The organism is Verruconatronum alginivorum (assembly GCF_056590205.1).
In genome coordinates this window covers 1,338,588-1,360,204 of record NZ_JBWPVQ010000001.1, presented here as the reverse complement: position 1 = coordinate 1,360,204, position 21,617 = coordinate 1,338,588, and the positions used below count along the sequence as shown (strand labels likewise).

Below are 21,617 nucleotides of genomic sequence, written 5' to 3'. Positions count from 1 at the left end.
CTCCGACCGCTGATGAAATCGTTCGGGCCGGTTGGCTCCGGATGCGGATCAGGGCGAGGACCCTACCTGCCGAAGATTCCCCTGATTCGATCCGCGGTTTGCTCCACTCGCTCCAATGTTTCGTCCACGGCATCCCTTTCCCCCTCGGCGCTTTGGTCCTCGGGCTCCGGGTCCGGATCTCCGGGGGAAACGGCCGGAGTGGGCGCGGACTCAGGAGACGCGTGACCTTGCGCCAGGCGTCGCTGTTCGGTCAGAACTTCGACGAACAGGCGGGAAGCTTGCCTGGAGTTCACAATTCGAGCCGGGTTGGCGATCACTGCGTCGGCGTATCCTTCTCCAATGGCATGTTTCACCTCAGGGGTGAACCAGTCGGCGTCGCCGCTCATGGTTTCGGCTCGGTCCCCGGATACCCGGACCATCCGTTCCCTCGACAAGGCCGGCGTCAAATCGCCTTCGGACATGACTTCCCGCCAGGTAATCGTCCAGCCGCCGTCGTCGGGCAGGTCGAACGGTTGATCGGCGGTAGGCTCCAATCGACGGAACTCGGTCTGGAACAGGAGAGCGAAGTCGAGCGGATCATAGTGGGTGGAGAGATGGTGATTGTCCTGGACCTCTTTGAGCGCCCGCCGCACGATCGCCTGATCTTCGGCGGACATGTCGGCGATCGCCTCTTCCAACCGCATGTCGTCGGTCGGCCCGACCGTTTGGGGGCCTTCCGCATGGACGACGGAAGTTTCCGGTGGCGTTGCGACGACAGTTTCGACTTCGTATTCCGGCTCGGTCCATAGGTCGGCCCCGGCCCGGTCGAAACCCAGATCGATCGGCTCGGGGGCGATATGGCCGACGCGTCCGGCCACGGGAAGTTCGGCGAGCCCGCTGCCATCGACGTTGACGAGGTAGCTGGCGCCGGCTCCGATCCCTTCGCTGGCGGGGGCCGCCGCCTGGAAGGCAATCGTCTCGCTTTCCGGGAACCAGAGCCTGCCGCCCCGGCTTGGCATTTGGGCGAGTCGGCGGGTTTGCCGTTGCTCCCGGTCATAGAGCCAGGTGCCGATTTCCGCGAGGCCTCCGGTCTGACGGGTGAAAACGTAGTAACGGTCATCCAGCCATTCGTCGTCGGGAAACCCTCCGCGGGTGAAGTGCGGGGGCGGTCCGTCGAGGTCCATCGGCTCCACTTCACCGGTTTCAAGATTCAAGAGAAACAACTCGGGCGGCATTTCGTCCAGACGTTGGGAATAGGCGATCTGCGCGGTGCGGCTGCCATCTGTTGGCGGTGGAGGGGCCTTCCTGGCCGAGACCATCACCCATTGACCATCCGGCAGAATGTCTCCGCGCACCGTCGGACCGACGATACTGTCGTCGAGGCTGAGGACCCAACCGCGGTCCGGGTCATCCCCTTGGCGTTTCGTCAGGGCGAGGATATGATCGGCGGCGAATTCGAAACGGAAAATCCCGGCGTCCGTGGCCAGCACCGCGGTGGTGTCGTCGAGCCATTGGAGTTCCTCGCCTCGCCAGCCAGGTCCGCTCCGCCGATCCTCGCGGTGGGCGGGATTGGGCAACGTACCGGCGCGGCCGGTACGCAGGTCGAGGGTGTGCACGGTCTGCCCCTCGGGGCGCACGATCAGCCAGCCCGGCGGGTTGTGTCCCATGGACTGCTGTCGCATGGTGGCGGGCGATCCCTCGACCGGATCGAAGGCGGGCGAAACCGCTATTTCCTCGAGTTCGCCGGAAACCAAATTCACCCGGACGACCGGTTTCTCCGGGTCCAGTGCGGCCGCCAGATAGAGGTCGTTGCCATGCCAGTGGATGGCGCGCATTCGGTCGTTGAAGATCCCCATGCGGGTGACCTGTTCGCGATTGACGATTTCGCCGGTTGCCCAGTCGAGTTCGCCCCGCCAGATATCGCCCCCTTCGATGATCACGGCGCGGCGATGGTCGGCCGAAATGACGTAGGTTTTGCGTTCCCAGGCCAACGACATCACGCTGACGCCGTCATCGAGATTCAGAAGGCTTGCTCCCTGCCAGAGACGATTGGGCGCACCCAGCACCAGTTGGCCGACCGTTCCCCCCCATCCGCCGGAACTCCCCTCCCAGCCTCCTACCGGGCCGGGCCAGTCTTCCGCCACCACCTCGCGGGTCGGCACATGGTAAACCGTCATACGCATCAACCGCGGCGGACGCGTGTCCCGCCCGGTGGCGATCAGAAGATACTCCCCGGCCCGTTCGGTCGTCAGCCAGGGAGGAATTTCGCCGCCTTCTGGTTCCTGTTCGGATGCGCTTGTGTTGAGCGGTAAAACGAAGGCCCCAGCAAGGATTGCTCCACCGGTGGCCAGGGTCGCCAATGTTCGAATGTTTTTCATGATAATTCCTCCGTGATTTGTGGACGTTTTCCGAGTTCCGAGGAGCTCAATACACTATGGGAGGCTGGGGGGGGGACGTTGCTTCGAACCGGGGTGTTTGCGTTTTGGGACTTTCATAGTATCGCCTCACGGTCACCCGGTCAACGGGCCGAAATTCGATTCATGAAAGTTTTCCAATATGGGCCTGTCTTGACCCTTGAACCAAAGTGACCACTGTGGTTACATGATAATGAACTTGAAGGAAGCCAAGGCGCGGCTGAGTGAGTTGGTGGAACAGGCGGCGCGGGGGGAGGAAGTCGTGATCACGGTCCGGGGAAAGGCGAGGGCGAGGCTCTGTGCGGTCGAAGTTGGCGATGCGGGATCGAAGTTGGAGGGGTGGGAGCGGCGTTTGGAGGAAGCTCGGCGGGAATACGGAAGCAAGCGGCCAGGCGGTGATTCACAGTCACTCTGGGACGATTTGCGCGGAGACCGGTTATGATCTACTGGGATTCATCGGTCATTTTGAAGCTTTATGTCTCCGAGGGGGACTCGGATGAATGGCAGGCGCGGGTGATGAAGGCAGGAGCGCCTTTGTATACGAGCGCGCTGGTGCAGGCTGAAATCGCTTTCGCCCTTCGTCAGAAAGAAGTGAGAGGGGAAATCAAACCGGGGGCGGCGGAGAAGTTGGCGAAGATTTTTCGCGAAGACGTGACGGCGGGACGAATCCAGGTATTTCCGGTCGGAGGGGATGTTCTCGAAGCTTGCGCCGAATTGGACGGTCGAGGCCGAGGAACGGAAATGCCGCTCGTTCGCACCCTCGATGGCATCCATCTCGCCACCGCGGGTCTCTTGAAGTGCAGGACGGTCGCCACCGCCGATGCCCGGATGAAAACCGCCGCCGCCGCGCTCGGCTTTTCGGTTTATCCGTGACGGGCCTCGAAAAAGCATCAGACAAGTACAAGAACACCGGTCGACTGATCCAGGGAAGCAAGCCCCTGCATCAACGCTCTTTTTTTGAGATTTCTGCGCCTTTTCGTGGCTGTAAACTGTGCAGCGAGGCAGGCGTGACATCGGCGCGGCGTCAGGAGTTGAGTTGCCAGATGGAAAAGTTGAGGGCGGCGGCGAAGGCGACCCAGAGGAGATAGGGGAGGAGCAAGGCGGCGGCGGTCGGGCGGACGCGCCAGAAGGAGATGATGGTCGCGACGATCAGGGTGGCGAGGAGGAGGATGTTGAGGAAGGCGAGGAGGCCGAGTTGCCAGGCGAAGAAGAGCCAGCTCCAGAGGGCGTTGGGCACGAGTTGGATCAGGAAGAGGGTCAGGGGTAGGCGGGTTTTGCGCCAGTCGCCGGAGCGCCAGACCAACCAGGCGGAGAGGGCCATGGTCAGGTAAAGGACCGTCCAGACGGGGCCGAAAAGGTAGCCCGGGGGCGCCCATTCAGGGCGGTTGAGTTCCTGGTAGATCTCGCCCGCCCCGGCGGATCCGGCGCCGCCGATCGCGGCGGTGATGAGGACGATCAAGAGCCAGACGGCGAGGCCGGCCGTGGCGCGGAGAATGGTGGCGGTGCGGTGGGTCATGGGGTGGTATTAAAACCTAAAAGTGGCGCCGAAGGCGACTCATTCTATAGCCCAGTCCGCAGGGCTGGGTAACCGGCGTGAAGTATCCGCGGCCTGAAGGGTCGCTATCTGGGGATCGAATCGCGGGCGGGGCGAGGTCGTCGGTGGATCGAATGGCGGCCCTTCAGGCCGCATGCATGTTATGCATTTGAAACCCAGCCCTGCGGACTGGGCTGTTGGATGCCACGCCTTCGGCGCTTCGGAGTTCGTGGGGGGCGCCGAAGGTGACCAATTCTATAGCCCAGTCCGCAGGGCTGGGTAACCGGCGTGAAATATCCGCGGCCTGAAGGGTCGCTATCTGGGGATTGAATCGCGGGCTGGGGGAGGTCGTCGGTGGATCGAATGGCGACCCTTCAGGCCGCATGCAATGTTATGCATTGAAACCCCAGCCCTTCGGACTGGGCTGTTGGATGCCGCATCTTCGGTGCTTCGGGTTGCGGCGTCGGTTCGTGGGGGGCGCCGAAGGTGACCAATTCTATAGCCCAGTCCGCAGGGCTGGGTAACCGGCGTGAAATATCCGCGGCCTGAAGGGTCGCTATCTGGGGATTGAATCGCGGGCGGGGGGAGGGGCGTGGGTGGATCGAATGGCGACCTTTCAGGCCGCATGCATGGTATGCATTTGAAACCCAGCCCTTCGGACTGGGCTGTTGGATGCCACGCCTTCGGCGCTTCGGATTGCGGTGTCGGTTCGTGGGGGGCGCCGAAGGTGACCAATTCTATAGCCCAGTCCGCAGGGCTGGGTAACCGGCGTGAAATATCCGCGGCCTGAAGGGTCGCTATCTGGGGATCGAATCGCGGGCGGGGGGAGGGGCGTGGGTGGATCGAATGGCGACCCTTCAGGCCGCATGCAATGTTATGCATTTGAAACCCAGCCCTGCGGACTGGGCTGTTGGATGCCACGCCTTCGGCGCTTCGGAGTTCGTGGGGGGCGCCGAAGGTGACCAATTCTATAGCCCAGTCCGCAGGGCTGGGTAACCGGCGTGAAATATCCGCGGCCTGAAGGGTCGCAATCTGGGGATTGAATCGCGGGCGGGGGGAGGTCGTGGGTGGATCGAATGGCGACCTTTCAGGCCGCATGCAATGTTATGCATTGAAACCCCAGCCCTGCGGACTGGGCTGTTGGATGCCGCACCTTCGGTGCTTCGGATTGCGGCGTCGGTTCGTGGGGGGCGCCGAAGGTGACCAATTCTATAGCCCAGTCCGCAGGGCTGGGTAACCGGCGTGAAATATCCGCGGGCTGAAGGGTCGCTATCTGGGGATCGAATCGCGGGCGGGGGGAGGGGCGTGGGTGGATCGAATGGCGACCTTTCAGGCCGCATGCAATGTTATGCATTGAAACCCAGCCCTGCGGACTGGGCTGTTGGATGCCACGCCTTCGCGCTTCGGATTGCGGTGTGGTCGACCAATGTCGGACGGATCGGATGCCACGCCTTCGGCGCTTCGGATTGCGGTGTGGTCGACCGATGTCGGACGGATCGGATGCCACGCCTTCGGCGCTTCGGATTGCGGTGTGGTCGATCGATGTCGGACGGATCGGATGTCGCACCTTCGGTGCTCGGATCAGCGTGCGGCTTCGATGTCGCGGGCGATTTGGGCTTTTAATTGGTCGAGGTTGGGGAATCTCTGTTCGGGGCGGAGGAAACGGTGCCACTCGACGCGGAGGGGGGATCCTGTGGTCCAGGGGGAGTCTTCCGTTAAGAGATGGACTTCCAAAAGGGGCGGGCTCGGCTGGTCGGCCGGGGTGTCAACGGTCGGGCGGAGGCCGTAGTTGGCGACGCCGGGGAGGGGGGCGGAAACGCCGGGGTCGGAGACTTCGACGGCATAAACGCCGAAGCGGGGTTTCAATGGAGGGTTCCACGGGAGGTTGAGGGTCGGGAAACCGAGGGTGCGGCCGACTTTGGCGCCTTCCTGGACCACGCTTTCGCTGAAGTAGGGGAAGCCGAAGAGTTCGTTGGCGGCGGCGATGGCGCCGTCGGCAAGAAGCGCCCGAATGCGGGTGCTGCTGATCGGTTCGCCGCCGTGAAGGAGGCGGGGAGCGCTGGCGACTTGGATGCCGTGTTTCGGTCCGAGTTCGGCGAGGAGGCGGACGTCCCCTTGACGACCCTTGCCGAAGCGCCAGTTTTCGCCGACGTAGATCGAGGCGAGGCCGGGGAGGCAGGTTTTCAGGTGGGCGACCAGCTCTTCGGCCGGGATGGAGGCGAAGGCGGGGGTGAACGATTGCTCGATGATCAGGTCGACGCCGAGGGAGCGGAGAACCTGGTCCTTCACGTCGGGGGTCATGATCTGGGGGACCGCCTGCTCCGGACGGAAAAGGGCGCTCGGGTGGGGCCAGAAGGTGAGAACTCCGGCCAGTCCGCCGGATCTGCGAGCGTCGGCGACGGCGGTCTGGATGACCGATTGGTGGCCGCGGTGGACGCCGTCGAACATCCCGATGGCCAAGTGAACCGGGACGTCGGGAAGATCGACGCTTTCAAGATCCTGGACTGTCGCGGGAAGCTTCACCGGAACCGGTTTTTAACCACTAATGGACACGAATGAACACGAATCAAGGGAGCATAGAAAGGAGGACGGACATTCCTGTCCGTCCAATACCCGGACAGGAATGTCCGGGCTCCTTTGTCTTTGGCTTCCATTTCTTACAGGACGGCGCGCGGGAGGACGTCGCGGACGGGGATGAGGCGTTTGGCGACTTCGCGCGGTTCGAGGTTCATGATCTCCTCCAGCGGCAGGGCATCGGAGAGGTTGAGGTCGTGGCTCGCCTCACGGACCAGTTTACTGAGATGGGCGCCGCAGCCGAGCCGTTCGCCGAGGTCGTGGGCGACGGTGCGGACGTAAGTCCCTTTGGAGCAGTGGAGGCGGAAATGGATCAAGGGAGATTCGAAGCCGGTCAGCTCGAATTTGTGGATGTGGATGAAGCGGGGCTCCCGTTCGATGCTCTTTCCCTTGTGGGCCAGTTTGTAGAGGGGAGTGCCGTTGATTTTGACGGCGGAGTGCATCGGCGGGGTTTGGTATTGGTCGCCGTGGAACTTCTTCATCTCCTTCTTCAGCTGTTCGGCGGTGAGGTCGGGGACCGGGGCGGTGGCCATGATCTCGCCTTCGGCGTCCTGGGTGTTGGTGACTTTGCCGAGCTCGATCGTTCCCGAGTAAACCTTGTCGAGGCTGGTCAGGTATTGGGACGCCTTGGTGGCTTTGCCGACCAGGATCACCAGGAGGCCGGTGGCCATCGGGTCGAGGGTGCCGGCGTGGCCGATCCGTTTCATTTTGAGTTTACCCCGGAGCCGGGCCACCACGTCGTGCGAGGTGTGCTCCTGTGGTTTGTCGACGAGGAGGATTCCTTCGAGTTCAGGTTGTTCGAGTGCCATGAAAGTGAATGTGACGATGCGGGGCAGGCGCGGGTTACGGCTGATTTTCCTCCTGTTGGGCGAATTGTTTGGAGATCGCTTCGAGGAGAGCGGGGTAGAGTTCGTTGAACGGGAGCGGGGAGTAAAAGCCGGAGGCGCAGGTGTGGCCGCCGCCCTCGAAGCGTTGGGCGACCTGGTCGACCCGGAAGCGGGAGTTTTTGCAGCGGAGGCTCCCCTTGATGCCGTCGGGACGTTCCTCCAGGACGCCGGCGACGTCGACGCCGTCGATCGAGCGGGCGTAATCGACCAGCCCCTCGGTGTCCTCGCTGGTGGTGCCGGTTTCGGCGAAGAAGCGGGCGGAAAGGAAACCGATGCAGACCCGGCCGCCGCACTCCATCTTGAGGGAAGCGAGAAACTTCTGGAGGAGTTTCATTTTGCCGAGCGACTCCCGTTCGTAGAGCTCGTGGGAGGCGGCGGAAGGATCGGCGCCGCGGTCGAGGAGACGGCCGCTGATCGAGAAGACGCGGCGGGTGGTCGACGGGAAACGGAATTGTCCGGTGTCGGTGGCAATGCCGACGTAGAAGGCCTGGGCGGTGGTTCGGTCGATTCGCCAGCCGTTTTGCAGAGAAATACCGGCGAGGATTTCGGCGGTGGCGGCGGAGTGGCTTTCGATGATGTTGTGCCGACCGTAGCGGGTGTTGGAGATGTGGTGGTCGATGTTGAGGAAAATCTCGGGAAACAACGTCCGCAGGCGAGGGCCGATCCGCTCGTGGTCGGCGCAATCGACGGTGATGGCGAGACGTCCGTCCGGCTCGAACTGGTCGGCTTGGTAGAAAGGGGTGTCCCCGGCAAGGAATTCGAGGCGGCGGGGGATCAAGTCGTGGTTGACGCAGACGGCGTCGATTCCTTCTCCGGCCAGCACCCGGCAGAGGCCGACCTGGGAGCCGATGCAGTCGCCGTCGGGTCGCATGTGTCCGATGATGGCGACTTTCCGGCCCTTCAATTCGTCGACCAGAGCCCGGACCGTGGAGGAGATATCCAGATAAAACATCGATTGAACCCCTTGGGAAGATTCGGCCGGAGCAGCCCCGGGATCAACGGGGGGCGTGATCCTCCTCGTCGTGGTCGTCCCCCTCGTGTTCGCCCGGTCCTTCAACGTCGCCGCCCTCCTCGAATTCGTCGAGATCGTCGAGCAGTTCGAGCACCTCGTTCCCCTCCCGGATCGACGGATCGTAATGGAATTTCAGGTGGGGGAGAAACTTCAGGATGACCTTTTTGCCGACCTGGATGCGGATTTCGCGCCGTTGTTTGGCCAGCCAGTTGCGGGCTTCGCGAATGCGCTCGTCGCCGCCGAGGACCGAGAAAAAGACATCGGCCTTGCGGTGGTCCGGGGCGACGTCGACCCGGGTGATGGTGATGTAAACGCTTTCCGCCTGGTAGCGGGTATGGAGGACCTCGCTGATCTCGCGTTTGATCAGTTCGTTGACCCTGACGTTTCGCTGACTCATGACAATGTGCGGATGCCGGTCCTCGGCGGTCGACGGTTTAGATTCGTCCGTTCAAGCGCGAGGCGGGAACGAACGGCCGTCGGCCGGCGATGGACGGACCGGGGCGGCCTCTTAGAGGCTCGCCCGTGATTTCTGGATTTCGTAAGCCTCGATCGAATCGCCCGTTTCGTAGGAATCGAACTCGTCGACGCGGATACCGCATTCGTAACCGGCGCGGACCTCGGTGACGTCGTCTTTGAAGCGCTTGAGCGCGGAAACCTTTCCCTCGGCCAAGGTTTTGCCTTGGCGGACCCAGCGGACTTTGCTGTCGCGGACGATCTTCCCCTCGGTGACCAAACAGCCGGCGACGGCCCCTTTGGCCATCGGGAAAATCTGCCGGACTTCGGCGGCGCCGAGTTTGATTTCCTTGATGTCCGGATCGAGGAGGTCGGCCATCGATTCCTTCACCTTGTCGATCAACTCGTAGATGATCCCGTGGGTGTGGATTTGCACCCCGTGGTGTTTGGCGAGGCTCTTCACACCCTGTTCCAACTTCACGTTGAAACCGATGATGTCGGCGTTCGACGTGCTGGCCATCAGGACGTCGCTTTGCGAAATCATTCCGACCCCCGAGGCGATCACCTCGACGTCGACCTTGTCGCTCGGGATCTCGTTGAGAGAACCGACGACGGCCTCCATCGAGCCATGGACGTCGCAACGAACGACCGCCCGGTAGGTTTTCTTTTTCTGGCTGGCGATGGCGGAGAACAAATCGTCGATCGTCGGCCGCGGAGCCGGCGCGGTGTCGACCGGCCGTTGTTTAAGGGCGGTCGCGTTCTCTTCGGCCTGGGCCTTGGCGACCTTCTCGTTCTTGACCGCTTCGAATTCGTTTCCGGAGTCGGGGGCTTCCGACCAACCGATGACGCGGGCCGGGGTGGAAGGAGTCGCTTGTTTGAGCGCCTTGCCGGCGTCGTCGAACATTGCCCGGACCTTGCAGTGATGCGGGCCGCAAACCAAGGCGTCGCCGACCTTCAAGGTGCCCTTCTGGACGATGACGGTGGCGGTTGGGCCGCGGCCGACTTCGACTTGGGCTTCGACGATGATGCCGCGGGCGGGGCCCTGCGGGTTGGCCTTCAACTCAAGCACCTCGGACTGGAGATTGATCATTTCCAGCAGATCGTCGACCCCGTCCCCCTTCAAGGCGGAGACCGGGACGGTGATCGTTTCGCCGCCCCAATCTTCGGGGGCGATCATCCGGTCCTGCATCTGTTTCTTGACCCGCTCGATGTTGGCGCCTCGGGCGTCCATCTTGTTGATGGCGACGATCACCGGCACTCCGGCTGTCTGGGCGTGTTTGAGCGCTTCGTCGGTCTGCGGCATGAAACCGTCGTCGGCGGCGACGACCAGGACGGCGATGTCGGTGACGTTGGCCCCGCGGGCGCGCATTTTGGAAAACGCGGCGTGGCCGGGCGTGTCGAGGAAGCTGATCTTTTTGCCGCTCTGTTCGACCTGGTAGGCGCCGATGTGTTGGGTGATGCCGCCGGCCTCGCCGGTGACGACGTTCGCCTTGCGGATGTAGTCGAGCAAAGTGGTCTTGCCGTGGTCGACGTGACCGAGGATGCAGACCACCGGCGGGCGAGGTTCGAGGAATTTGCTTTCGTCGACCGGGGCCGGTTTTTCCTTTTTGGAAGGGGCGGCCTTGGCTTGTTGTTCCCCGCGGTGGCGAATGTCGAGGAGGAAACCGTGGCGGACGGCGAGTTCGTTGGCGACCGATTCTTCGATCACCTGGTTCATGGAAGCGAAAATATTCATTTCCATGAGTTCGGAGATCAGGCGGAACGGTTTGAGACCGATCATGCCGGCGAAATCGCGCACCACGATCGGCGGTTTTACCACGATCACTTTGACGTCGTCGGACTTGGCTTCGGTGTCGGCCGTTTCGACGGCGGCGTCGGCGGCGGGAACCTCGGCGGCCGGTTTAACCGGAGCCGGTTGGCCCGCGGGCGGAGGGGTGGCGGGACTGGCCGAAGATGCCGGAGGACGTTCACCATCGGAGGCGGCGGGACGGATTGGGGCTGGCGGCGCGCCGGCCGGAGGCGGCGAACTGCGCGGTGGCATCGGCGGTGGATTACCGGGTGAACGGGTCGGGACGGGCGGTGGTGTGCCGGGGGAACCGGCGGCCGGCGGACGACCGGCGCCGGGACGCGGCGGGGCCAACGGGGCGGGACCGGCGGGTGAAGGAGGTGCGGGAGGGCGGGCGCCCTGCGGGGCCGGCGGCGAAGGAGGCGCGTTGCGCGGCGCTTCGGGTGGTTTCGGTGCCTCGGCCGGTTTGGCGGCTGCGGCCTGTGCGGCCTTGGCGGCTTCGGCGGCGGCTGCTTTTTCCTCGCGTTCGCGACGGACGTCCTCGGCGGATTTCACGAAAACGCCCGGGGGAAGCTTGATCGACCCCTTCGCTTCGGGAGCGGCGGGCGCGGAGGTTTCCTCCGGCTGTTCCTCATCGGACGCGGTCGTTTCCTCGCCGGATTCGGCCTCTTCGGCTGTCTCGGCCGCGGCCTTCTCCTCTTCCTCTTTCGCCTGGAACTCTTCGATCAAGGCGTCCGCTGAAATGTTATCGATCGTGCTGGAGGCGCTCTTCACGGTGGCGAACCCACGCTCCTGGAGGAGAGCGATCAGCTCTTTGTTTTCCATTCCGATCTGTTTGGATAACTGATGTATTCTTACGCTCATCTGTAACTGTCTGATTAAAACTCATCGCGAGCCACAGATGAACTGTGCCCCGCCTTATCGATATTCAAGTGGTGTTTTCATGGCGAAATTTTCTGCGAATCGAGGAACGCAGAAACCTTCTTCATGATGTGTGCGGCCTCTTCATCGGAGAAGCCGGCGTCGGCCAAATCGGTCGGCTCCACGCCGACGAAGGCCTCGGGACTGACGAAGCCCGCGGCGACCAGGCGTTTGGCCAATTCGGGCTCGATGCCAGGAATCTGGTTGATGCCCTGGACCGCCATCCGCTTTTTGTCTTCGAAGTCGAACTTCTGGGACTTTTCCTTGAGGATGTCGAGCTTCCATCCCAGCAACTTGGAAGTGAGGCGGGCGTTCTGGCCTTTTTTGCCGATCGCCACCGCCAGATCCTCGTCGGAAACCTCGAAGGAGATGGTGCGGGTGTTCTCGTTGATCTCCACGTTGCGCGGAACCGACGGCTTGAGGGCCTCGGCCAACATTTCGCGCGGATCCTCGTGGTAGCGGACGATGTCGATTTTCTCGCCGCCGAGTTCCCGCACGATGCTTTTCACCCGGGCTCCCCGGGCGCCGACGCAGGCGCCGACCGGATCGACCCGGCCGTCGTTGCTGGAAACGGCGATCTTGGTCCGGTAGCCCGGTTCACGGGCCATCGCCTCGATCTTGACGGTGCCGTCGGCGATCTCGGTGACTTCGAGTTCGAAGAGGCGGCGGACGAATTTCGGATTGGCGCGGCTGAGGATCAGTTCCGGGCCGCGGGTGGTCGGTTCGATCGAATTGAGCAGGCAGCGGATCCGTTCGCCCGGGGCGTAATCCTCGCTGGGGACGCGTTCGCGAGGGGGGAGGATCGCTTCGGCCCGGCCGAGGTCGACGATCAAGTCGCCCCGTTCCCGGCGGCGGACGGTGCCGGAGACGATGTCGCCGATGGTGTCCTTGAAATCGTCGTAAATCCGGTCTTTCTCGAACTGGCGGAGTTTCTGCATGATCGCCTGGCGGGCGGTCTGGGCGGCGATGCGGCCGAGGTAGGCCGGGTCGATCTCCTTGTGCAAAACATCCCCCAGTTTGGCGTTGGGATCCAACTGGGTCGCCTTTTCGATATGGATTTCGGTTTTGGGATCGCTGACCGAATCGACCACCTTGAGGAGGCTCCAGGCGCTGAGGTGACCGGTGCGGGGATTGATTTCGATTTTGAGGTCCTGCCCCGCGTTGACCCCTTTGAGGGCGGCGGTGTGAATGGCATTACTGATGGCGGCGATCATGTCATCCCGACTGATCCCCTTCTCCTTTTCCATGTATTCCAGGACTGAAAGAATTTCGCTGCTCATCGTTGTGTGTATTGAAAAAAAAAAGCGGGAAATCCCCCACTTTTCCATTAAAAGTGAACTTTAAACCGGGAAAGCTATTTAAGGATCTTCCGATTGTCAAGCGGCCACCCGGAGCAGACGAAAATGTAAAGCATTATGGAAGAAAGTGGGTGAGGCGTCCCACCTCAGTGCGGCCGGAAGGTCTGGAACGTGGGATTGGGCACTGGCTGAGGCACTGGACTTAGCCTCTGGAAGGGGGCACTGGACTGAGGCACTGTGCTTGGGCTCTGTGCTGAGGCGGGACGCCTCAGCCACTTTGGACTTTGGGAGAATTGCCTCGCCCTTTTTGAGGGGCGGACCGTAGGCTGGAGGGTCTGAATCGTAAACTATGAGATTTGACTTTGATCAGGTGATTGAGCGCCGGTGGACCGGGAGCGAGAAGTGGATCAAATACGAGGGGACGGATATTTTGCCGTTGCCGGTGGCCGACATGGACTTTGCGTCGCCGCCCGCCGTGTTGGAGGCTTTGGCCGAACGAGTGAAGCATGGGGTCTTCGGTTACGCCCAGCCGACGCCGTCGCTGGGCGAGGCGATCGGCGAGATGTGCCTGGCCCGCTACGGATGGAAAATCGACCTCGACTGGATTGTCTGGCTGCCCGGATTGGTCTCCGGACTGAACGTCACCTGCCGCGCGGTCGGAGAACGGGGGGATGCCGTGATGACCGCGACCCCGGTTTATCCTCCGTTTTTATCGGCGCCGCGCAACATGGGCCGCGAGGTCGTCACCGTTCCGATGGTCCGGGTCGACGGCCGGTGGGAAATGGATTGGGAGCGACTCGAAGCCTCGGTGCATGCGGGAGTGCGATTGTTTCTGCTCTGTCATCCGCACAATCCGGTCGGCCGGGTATTTTCCCGGGAGGAGTTGGAGCGATTGGCGGCATTTTGCTTGCGCCACGGAATCGTCCTCTGCTCGGACGAAATCCATTGCGACCTGATCCTCGATGATCTGCCGCACATTCCGGCGGCCAGTCTGAGCGATGAATTGGCGGCGAACAGCATCACGTTGATGGCTCCGAGCAAAACGTTCAACGTTCCTGGACTCGGATGCGCCTTTGCGTTGATCCCGGATCCGGCGTTGCGGGCCCGCTTTCGGAAGGCGGCGCTGGGGATCGTCCCGCAGGTGAACGTCTTTGGCTACGTCGCGTGCGAAGCGGCCTACCGGCACGGGGAACCCTGGCGGAAGGCGTTGATCGAGTATTTGCGGGGAAACCGCGACCGCGTGTGGGAATTCGTTCGGAGCGAACTGCCGGGGGTAACGACCACCCATGTGGAGGCGACTTATCTCGCCTGGTTCGATGTCAGTGCGCTGCAACTCCCCGATCCTCCGGCGTTTTTCGAAAAAGGCGGGGTGGCTCTTTCGGACGGCCGGTTTTTTGGGGGCGAAGGATTCGTCCGCTTGAATTTCGGTTGTCCCCGAGCGACCTTGGACGAAGCGTTGCGGCGGATGCGGAAGGCGGTGCAGGGGCACTTGGGGAATTCTTTTTAACCACTAATAAGCACTAATAATCACTGATGGTGGAGATTGGGCCGTGTATCGCGAAAGGCGTCAAGACGAGTGCGGCCTCCAGTTGGAGTTCCGCATTTATGCGGTCCGGGTGGCCGGAAAAGACCGGCTGAAGATCCTACTATGTGCGGGCGGTACACTCTGATTCAAGCGGCGAAGGCTTATCATGCTTATCTCCGGCGGACGGCGGGAGGGGAGGCGGCGCGTTATAACATCGCTCCGGGGCAGATGTGCGAGGTGATCCGTCTCGATGAAGGCGGAGACCCGGATTTGGAGGAATTGTTTTGGGGGTTTGTGCCGCGGTGGACGAAACCCGGGGAGAAACCGGCTCCGATCGTCAACGCCCGGGCGGAGACGGTGGCGTCGAAGCCGGCTTTCCGGGACGCGTTTCGGAGGCGCCGGTGTTTGGTGCCCGCCGACGGGTTTTACGAATGGAAGAAGGCGGAAGGGAAACGGTTGCCGTATTTCTTCCGGTTGCGGGGAGGCCGTCCCTTCGCATTTGCCGGATTGTGGGAGGAGTGGGAGGCGGAACCGGGACGGCGGGAGGCGACGTTCTGCTTGTTGACGACGGCGGCCAATGCGGTCCTAGCGGACGTGCATGACCGAATGCCGGTGATGCTGACCGAAGCAGTCGCGCGCCGTTGGTTAGGTGCGACCGCGGCGGAAGCCCCGGAAGTATTGCCGCCGTTGCTCGGACCGTTTCCCGCGGAGGAGATGGAGGTTCGGCCGGTCGATCCATGGGTCAACAAAGCCGGGAACGAAGGCCCCCGTTGTCTCGAGCCACCCCCGGCCGACGATGCGGAGCAGATGTCGTTTCTATAAACCTTCCGCATTCATGCGGGTTGGGGGCAAATCGGAGGGTTGGCTTCCGGCCGACCTTCTTCTGAACCGGTGCCGACGGTGGACGGCAGGATGCCATCCCTCCCAGTAGGGGGGCGTAGCGAGGGAAGCGCTGCGACTTCGAACGTACTTTGACATTGCCTGCGGCCGTGGTTGGCGGTTGTTTGGTGTTCACGTCCCGATGATTGTCACACGCGTATCGGCGAAAAACTGGCGCAACTTCCGGCGGCTCGAAATCCGGTTGGAAGGGCGGGTTTTCGCGGTCGGACCGAATGCCGGGGGGAAATCGAATTTCCTCGATCTTTTTCGTTTCATGGCCGATCTGGTCGCGCCGGGCGGGGGATTGTTCCGGGCGGTGGAAGACCGGGGCGGGCTCGGGTCGCTCCGTTGCCGGGCGGCCGGGAAGAGTCCCGGGATCGAATTGGCGTTCGATTTGGCGGAAGGAGACGACGGCGAGATTGAACCGAAATGGCGGTATGAGATCGGCATCGTGCGGCGGGGGACGCGGAATCCGACGCCGAGACTGGCGTTCGAGCGGGTTTGGCACCGGGGGGAAAAGGTTTTGGAACGTCCGGGGGCCGATGATTTGCGGGATCCGGTCCGCCTGGAGCAGACCTTCTTGGAAAACGTGACGACGAACGAAGGCTTCCGGGAGGTCTGCGGCTTTTTCCGGTCGGTCTCCTACACCCATTTGTTTCCGCAGGACCCCCACCGGGAAACCTGGCGGGTCGGGAGGAGTTCGGTCCATCAGTCGAACGACGAGTCGCTCCGGCTGTTTCTCGACGAAATCCTCGCGACCCCGGAGCGGGTGCGGGCGGCCCGGTTGGGGAAAATCGAAGCGGCGTTGCGGTTGGCGATTCCGAAATTGAAAAACCTGTCGTTCCAAGCTGGGGACGGGCGGATTCGTTTGGAGGCGATCTTCCAGGATTGGCAGAACAAAGGGGCCCTCCCGCAGGAGTATTTTTCCGACGGGACCCTCCGGTTGATCAGCATCCTTTGGGCGCTGCTGAAAACGCACTCGACGGTGTTGCTGGAGGAGCCGGAGGTATCGTTGCATCCGGCGGTGGTCCGGCATTTGCCGAGTCTGATTTACCGGTTGAAACGGCATAATCCGGGCCAGGTGATCGTCACCACCCACAGTCCGGAGTTGTTGGCCGATCCTGGGATCGATGGTCGGGAGGTGTTGCTGTTTCTGGCCGGTGATCCGCAGGGAAGCGGGGTGGCGCGGGCGGCCGATTTCAAGGAAGTGCAGCTGTTGATCGACCAAGGGTTGAGCATCGGGGAGATCACTCTGCCGCGCACCCAGCCGTCGCGAATCGAGGAACTTGGATTCTTCGAATGAACCAAGGGATACCGGTCATCCTGGTCGTGGAGGACATTCTCAGCGAGATGGTCCTGCGGAAGATGTTGGCGATGTTTCCCGGGAAGTTTTCGGTGCAGGCCTGCCTCGGCAAGGAAGGGTTCGGGTTCATTCAGAAAAACATGTCGGCGTTCAACAAAGCGGCCGAGGCGATCGGCATCCTGGTGTTGACTGATCTCGACGAAAACCGCTGCCCTCATGTTTTATTGAACCGCTGGTTGCCGGAACCGCGTCATCCCCACCTGATGTTCCGGGTGGCGATCCATGAAGTGGAGGCATGGGTCTTGTCGCACCGGGAGGCGCTGGCGCGGTACTTCGGCATCGCGCCGGGATTGATTCCGCTCGATTCGGAAACGATCCCGGATCCAAAGGCATTGGTGATCGAGCTGGCGGGGAGGTCCCCCCGCCAGGAAATTCGGGAGGCGATCGTTCCGGGGCCGGGGCGGCGGCGGAAAGTCGGACCGGATTACAATGGCTGCCTGCTTCAGTTCGTCCATCGTTTCTGGGACGCGCAAAAGGCGCGGAACCATTCCCGGAGTTTACACCGCGCGTTGGTGGCGATCGCGGACTATGGGTGGCGGGACTCGCCGCGCGCGCATAGCCGATAACTGGCGAAGACGCATAGGCGATCGCAGATAGACGATAGACGATGGGTGGTCCCCGGTTATTGGGTGTCGAGGCGGGCGGTGCCAGCTTCCCAGCCGTTGATCTCAAAACCGAGGGCGTCGGCGACAAGGCCCAGATCGGGGCCCGATGCCGGGAGCCAGGAGAGCAGGCGGGCGCGGTGGGCGGCCAGGGCGGTCGAAGCCCGGGCGGTCGGTTCCAGACCGCCGGTTTGTCCGAGGAGGAACGACCACTCCGCCAGACGTTCGCGGTTGTATTCGGTGAAAACGGTGCTGGTGGCATCGCCGCTCAGATAATCGGCGATCCGCCGGGCCAGGTCATGGCCTTCCGTCAGGCCGACGTTCATGCTCTGCACCCCGACCGGGCCGGTGAGGTGTCCGGCGTCGCCCGCCAGCCAAACCCGGCCTTCGCCGAACCGTTCGGCGAGACGGCGCTCGAACCGGACCCAAAGGTTCCAGTAGACGTTCCGGATCTGAACGGGATGCCATGGGATCCGTTCGGAAAGGAGTTCGCCGAGACGGGCGTCGTCCAAAGGCGCGGTGGCGGTGTGGCCGATTTTCTGAAAAAGCGTGACGTTTTTCCGCCGCAGGAATTGAGGCGGAACCCCTTCATCCTTCAGTTGGAAACTCCATCGGCAGCTGGTGTCGCCGACGGGCCAGCGGACGTTGACCAAGCCGTTGAAGTCGACGATTTGAACCGTGTGGGGTTCAGAGACGCCGGAGTCGAATTGGAAGACGGCGAAATCCTCGGGGGGAGCCACTTCCGGGAACGGAATGTCGAGGTGGCGCCGGACGAAGGAATTGTGGCCGTCGGCGCCGATCACGAAGGCCGCCTCGTATTCGCGACTGCGGCCGACGAAGCCGTCCGCGTGGGGAACCGCGTAGCCGATCACGTTCTCCCTCAATTCGTCCACCCGGATCCGGACCTGGTGTTTATCGTGGAGAATCTCGGCGGCGCGGTGGCTCCATTGGACCCGGACGCCCTCCTTGGCGAGGGCGGCTTCGAGGGTGCGTTCGACCTGATCCTGACCGGCGACCGCCATGGCGAGAAACGGAGTGTCGAATCCGTTCGACCGGAGATCAAGGCGGGCGGCGCGGTCGTGGTTATGGTAAAGTTCGACGCGGGAAATCTTCCGGGCGTCTGTCAGCAAGTCGTCGAGCAGCCCATAGGCGTCGAAAAGCCCGAGGGACTGGGAGTGCAACGCCAAGGCATAGCTATGGGTGCTGCGCTGCGGTTGGGAATCGATGATCGCGACCTTGACGCCGCGTTTGGCCAGAACCAGTGCCGAAAAAAGACCGACAGGACCTGCGCCGATGACCAAAACTTCCACTTGGATCGTTTCTTTCATAACCCCTCCCTCCTTGGTCGACGAACGGGTTTGTCCGCCGTGTGGCGAGGAGGATAATCCAGTTTCGCGAGCGGGGCTCCGCACCGTTTGGCCAATGACGGGCGGATCTTGAAATGGGAGCGGAGGTCGGTCTGGAATTCAATCTCCGGCTATCGGAAGTTCGATCCAGAAGGAACTCCCTTTTCCCGGGGCGGATTCGACGCCGACGGTGCCGCCCATGCGTTCCACGCCCCCTTTGACGATGGCGAGGCCGATTCCGGTGCCGGAGGGATCGGTGTCGACTTCGATACGCTCGAAGATCCCGAAGATTTTCTGTTGGTAGGCCGGATCGATGCCGATGCCGTTGTCGACTACCCAAAGGCGGCAACGGTCGTCCACTTTTTCGGCGAAGACCCGGATGTGGATCGGTTCGCCGGGGCGGGGGTATTTGAGGGCGTTCGAGATCAAGTTGATGACCGCTTGCTCCAAGGTGGTTTGGTGGGCCACCACTGTTGCGGAGGTAAGTTCGACGGCGACCTCGCCGTCGGCTTCGGCGATCTGGTCGGCCAGCACAGTCCGGGCGGTTTCGAGGGCCGTATCCAATTTAACAGGACGAAGCGGGAGGGCGATCTTGGTGGCCCGGCTGTAATTGAGGAGATCGCGGATCAGGAGGTCCATGCGCAACGCGGCGCGGTTGATCCTGCTCAACAAGTCGGTGGTTCCCTCGGTGAGATCGTCCCCGAAATCTTCCCGGAGTATTTGGGAAAACCCGGCGATCGACCGGACCGGGGCTCTCAGGTCATGCGCGACCGAATACAACAATCCTTCGAGTTGACGGTTGGTTTCAGTTAATTCCTGCGTTCGGGCGGCGACCTGTTCCTCCAGCCGGGTGTTCAATTTACGCAATTCGCGTTCGGCGATTTTCAGCGGAGAAACATCGCGCAGACAGATGGTGATGCCGACGAGATGATCATCTTCGACGACCACCGGACTGGCCGACGCCTCGAGGAAACGACCGGGTTCGTCCGGGGTCTCCGCGAGTTCGATTTCGCGGCGGCGGACCTGGCGGGATTCGATGGCCTGGCCGACGAGCGCCTTCACCTCCGGCAGCCGTCGGGCGAGCGGGGTCTTTTCGAAGTGGGTGCCTTCGGCTTCTCCGAGGTCGAAATGGCGCACGGCCGCCCGGTTCTTCGCGATCACGTAGCCATCGAGGTCGAGCGCGAATAAGGCGTCGGGGGATTGCTCGAGGATGCTGACCAGCAACCGGTCGGAAATCGCGAGCCGCCGTTGGTGCGCTTTTTGATCGCGGACCTGGGCAATCTCCTCGTTCATGCGGGCGAGTGCCCAACGGGAGCGCCGTTGCCGTCGGGCTTGGTCGATCAAACGGCGGACGGTCTTGATCGCCTGATCGGCGTCGGAGGCGTCGACGGTCCGGTGATGACCGTAGAGAAACGCGAGGTTGGTTTCCTGTTTCCGGGAGCCATCGGATTCCGGGGAAAGGATGAAGATGACTTCGCTTCCGGGGACGAGTTGAAGAATTTGCCGGGCGAGGGCGGCCCTGCTGCGGACCGATGGGGCGATGATCGCCCCGATGATCCGTCCATTGTTTTGTCGATCGATGAATTCGGTGATTTCGCCGGGGGAGAGGAAGTGCAAGTCGGCTTCCCGCTCGGTTCCGGTCAGGAACGGTCGAAGCTCGGGGTCGTCCCGGTCGTCGGCTTCACTGATCCATAGGAGAACGGATTTGCTCATCGGGTCACTCAAAAGAGGGGCTGATTGAGGAGAGTCCGGCCGAGCCAGGTGGTGAGCATTTCGGTGGTGGGGGACATCACGTGGGCGGCCCGGGCGTCGCGAAGAAGGCGGGAGAGGTGGCTGTTGGCTCCGTAGGCGCTTCCCCCTCCGAGGGCGAGAGCCTCGTCGGTGATGAAGGAGACCGTCCGGCCGACGTCGGCTTTGGCTGCGAGGGTCGGGCACAGTGCGGAGCTGTCGCCCCGGTCGCCCAACTCGGCGGCGGAATAGAGGAGCAGTCGCGATTTTTGGATCTCGGTCCAGAGGAGGGCCAATCGTTTTTGGAGCGGTTCGTAATCCTCGAGTCGTTCCCCCGAGTGTTCGTAGCGGCGGGATTTGAGATGGTGGACAGTCAGATCGAGGGCGGCTTGGGAAATGCCGAGGTAGGTGGCCGACATCGCCATCAGGAAGAATGGCACGACCACCTCGAATAAATACCAGACCTGGTCGCCCGGTTCGCCGAGGAGGTTGGCGGACGGGATCCGGGCGTCGTCCAGCACGAGATTGCGGGACGAGTTCCCCCGCATGCCGAACCCGGTCCAAGGTTCGCCCCAGCGGGTGCCGGGGGTGTCGGAATCGACGATCAGGCAGCTGAATTCGCCCTCGTCGTGGCCCCCGTCGGCGGCGATGGTATTGATCACATAGGAGTCGGCGTGACCTCCACTGGTGACGAACGCCTTTTCTCCCTGCGCGATAAAGTGGTCCCCTTCCTGCCGAAGCCGGGTGTGGGGAAGGTAAAAGTGGCTGCCGCCGGCTTTTTCGGAGAGGGAGAGGGTGGTGATGTGCCGGCCCTCGGCGATGGCGCGGAGGTAATGATCCTCCTGGTGGCGGGTCGCTTTGGCGGCGATCACCGCGCTTCCGACGCAATGCATGCCGAAACAAAGGGCGGTCGACGAGCAATGGCGTCCGATGGTTTCGCATGCCAGGACCAAGGCGAGCATCCCCTCTTCCATCCCGCCCAAACGGCGGGGAACGTGCAACGCCATCATTCCTTCCTCCTGCAAGGCGCGCAGCCCCTCGGCCGGCCACCGGGCTTCCGCGTCGACCTCCGCGGCGAACGGCGAAATCCGCTCCTCGGCGATTTCTTCGAGTCGATTGCGTAGTTTGAGAAGCCGGTCCGGCACGAGCGCGTTCATCGAGGCAAACTATCGAAGGCAAGGGCAAAAGAAAACCGCAAAAACAAAAGAAGGAAGCGGGAATAGCGAGGGGGAGGGAAGCGGGTAGGGAAAAGGGACCCACCGGGATTTATTTTCCTTTTCAGCCGTCTTGCAATTTTCCCCTTAATTGCTCTTTTT

17 protein-coding genes are annotated in these 21,617 nt (G+C 62.3%); 6 read left to right on the top strand and 11 right to left on the bottom strand.

The window, feature by feature from the left end; all coding sequences use genetic code 11:
* Window positions 1-62: 62 nt before the first annotated feature.
* The gene (locus ACWUI2_RS04745; RefSeq protein ID WP_486981717.1) at window positions 63-2,357 is read right to left on the bottom strand and encodes a hypothetical protein; all 2,295 of its coding nucleotides are present in this window, start codon (window positions 2,355-2,357) and stop codon (window positions 63-65) included.
* A 229-nt stretch (window positions 2,358-2,586) separates the two neighbouring features.
* Between ACWUI2_RS04745 and ACWUI2_RS04740 the strand changes: the two genes are divergently transcribed.
* Together ACWUI2_RS04740 and ACWUI2_RS04735 are read left to right on the top strand one after the other, a co-directional pair.
* Window positions 2,587-2,835 (top strand): type II toxin-antitoxin system Phd/YefM family antitoxin, encoded by a 249-nt coding sequence (locus tag ACWUI2_RS04740; protein WP_486981716.1) that lies wholly within the window; start codon window positions 2,587-2,589, stop codon window positions 2,833-2,835.
* The gene (locus ACWUI2_RS04735; RefSeq protein ID WP_486981715.1) at window positions 2,832-3,266 is read left to right on the top strand and encodes a type II toxin-antitoxin system VapC family toxin; all 435 of its coding nucleotides are present in this window, start codon (window positions 2,832-2,834) and stop codon (window positions 3,264-3,266) included. The genes ACWUI2_RS04740 and ACWUI2_RS04735 overlap by 4 nt, the downstream gene beginning before the upstream one ends.
* A gap of 151 nt (window positions 3,267-3,417) precedes the next feature.
* Here the strand turns inward: ACWUI2_RS04735 and ACWUI2_RS04730 are convergent, their stop codons facing one another.
* From ACWUI2_RS04730 to nusA, 7 genes are all read right to left on the bottom strand, one after another.
* Window positions 3,418-3,909: a TspO/MBR family protein gene (locus ACWUI2_RS04730; protein WP_486981714.1), complete on the bottom strand. Its 492-nt coding sequence runs from the start codon at window positions 3,907-3,909 to the stop codon at window positions 3,418-3,420.
* Between the two features lie 1,599 nt (window positions 3,910-5,508).
* Window positions 5,509-6,450 (bottom strand): riboflavin biosynthesis protein RibF, encoded by a 942-nt coding sequence (ribF, locus tag ACWUI2_RS04725; RefSeq protein WP_486981713.1) that lies wholly within the window; start codon window positions 6,448-6,450, stop codon window positions 5,509-5,511.
* A gap of 134 nt (window positions 6,451-6,584) precedes the next feature.
* A complete protein-coding gene (gene truB / locus ACWUI2_RS04720; RefSeq protein WP_486981712.1) occupies window positions 6,585-7,310 on the bottom strand; it encodes a tRNA pseudouridine(55) synthase TruB in 726 nt (241 codons plus the stop codon).
* Between the two features lie 34 nt (window positions 7,311-7,344).
* The gene (locus tag ACWUI2_RS04715; protein WP_486981711.1) at window positions 7,345-8,340 is read right to left on the bottom strand and encodes a DHH family phosphoesterase; all 996 of its coding nucleotides are present in this window, start codon (window positions 8,338-8,340) and stop codon (window positions 7,345-7,347) included.
* 43 nt (window positions 8,341-8,383) lie between these two features.
* Window positions 8,384-8,797 carry a 30S ribosome-binding factor RbfA gene (rbfA, locus tag ACWUI2_RS04710; protein ID WP_486981710.1) on the bottom strand — a complete coding sequence of 138 codons (414 nt, stop codon included), beginning with the start codon at window positions 8,795-8,797 and terminating at the stop codon, window positions 8,384-8,386.
* A gap of 111 nt (window positions 8,798-8,908) precedes the next feature.
* Complete coding sequence (infB, locus tag ACWUI2_RS04705; RefSeq protein WP_486981709.1) at window positions 8,909-11,503, bottom strand: translation initiation factor IF-2; 2,595 nt, start codon at window positions 11,501-11,503, stop codon at window positions 8,909-8,911.
* Window positions 11,504-11,580: 77 nt separating this feature from the next.
* Complete coding sequence (nusA, locus tag ACWUI2_RS04700) at window positions 11,581-12,840, bottom strand: transcription termination factor NusA (RefSeq protein WP_486981708.1); 1,260 nt, start codon at window positions 12,838-12,840, stop codon at window positions 11,581-11,583.
* 367 nt (window positions 12,841-13,207) lie between these two features.
* On the opposite strand from nusA, the gene ACWUI2_RS04695 reads away from it, so the two are divergent.
* The 4 genes from ACWUI2_RS04695 (at window position 13,208) to ACWUI2_RS04680 (ending at window position 17,191) form a co-directional block, all read left to right on the top strand.
* The gene (locus ACWUI2_RS04695; protein ID WP_486981707.1) at window positions 13,208-14,365 is read left to right on the top strand and encodes a MalY/PatB family protein; all 1,158 of its coding nucleotides are present in this window, start codon (window positions 13,208-13,210) and stop codon (window positions 14,363-14,365) included.
* Between the two features lie 141 nt (window positions 14,366-14,506).
* Complete coding sequence (locus ACWUI2_RS04690; RefSeq protein ID WP_486981706.1) at window positions 14,507-15,205, top strand: SOS response-associated peptidase; 699 nt, start codon at window positions 14,507-14,509, stop codon at window positions 15,203-15,205.
* Window positions 15,206-15,404: 199 nt separating this feature from the next.
* Entirely contained in the window at window positions 15,405-16,565 is a 1,161-nt protein-coding gene (locus tag ACWUI2_RS04685) for an AAA family ATPase (protein WP_486981705.1), read from the top strand.
* The gene (locus tag ACWUI2_RS04680; protein WP_486981704.1) at window positions 16,562-17,191 is read left to right on the top strand and encodes a hypothetical protein; all 630 of its coding nucleotides are present in this window, start codon (window positions 16,562-16,564) and stop codon (window positions 17,189-17,191) included. The genes ACWUI2_RS04685 and ACWUI2_RS04680 overlap by 4 nt, the downstream gene beginning before the upstream one ends.
* A 56-nt stretch (window positions 17,192-17,247) precedes the next feature.
* On the opposite strand, the gene ACWUI2_RS04675 is transcribed toward ACWUI2_RS04680, so the two are convergent.
* The 3 genes from ACWUI2_RS04675 to ACWUI2_RS04665 all read right to left on the bottom strand — a co-directional run bounded on the left by ACWUI2_RS04675 (window position 17,248) and on the right by ACWUI2_RS04665 (window position 21,458).
* Window positions 17,248-18,555: an FAD-dependent oxidoreductase gene (locus ACWUI2_RS04675; RefSeq protein ID WP_486981703.1), complete on the bottom strand. Its 1,308-nt coding sequence runs from the start codon at window positions 18,553-18,555 to the stop codon at window positions 17,248-17,250.
* 138 nt (window positions 18,556-18,693) lie between these two features.
* The gene (locus ACWUI2_RS04670; RefSeq protein ID WP_486981702.1) at window positions 18,694-20,286 is read right to left on the bottom strand and encodes a sensor histidine kinase; all 1,593 of its coding nucleotides are present in this window, start codon (window positions 20,284-20,286) and stop codon (window positions 18,694-18,696) included.
* Between the two features lie 8 nt (window positions 20,287-20,294).
* Complete coding sequence (locus tag ACWUI2_RS04665; RefSeq protein ID WP_486981701.1) at window positions 20,295-21,458, bottom strand: acyl-CoA dehydrogenase family protein; 1,164 nt, start codon at window positions 21,456-21,458, stop codon at window positions 20,295-20,297.
* Between the last annotated feature and the right edge of the window lie 159 nt (window positions 21,459-21,617).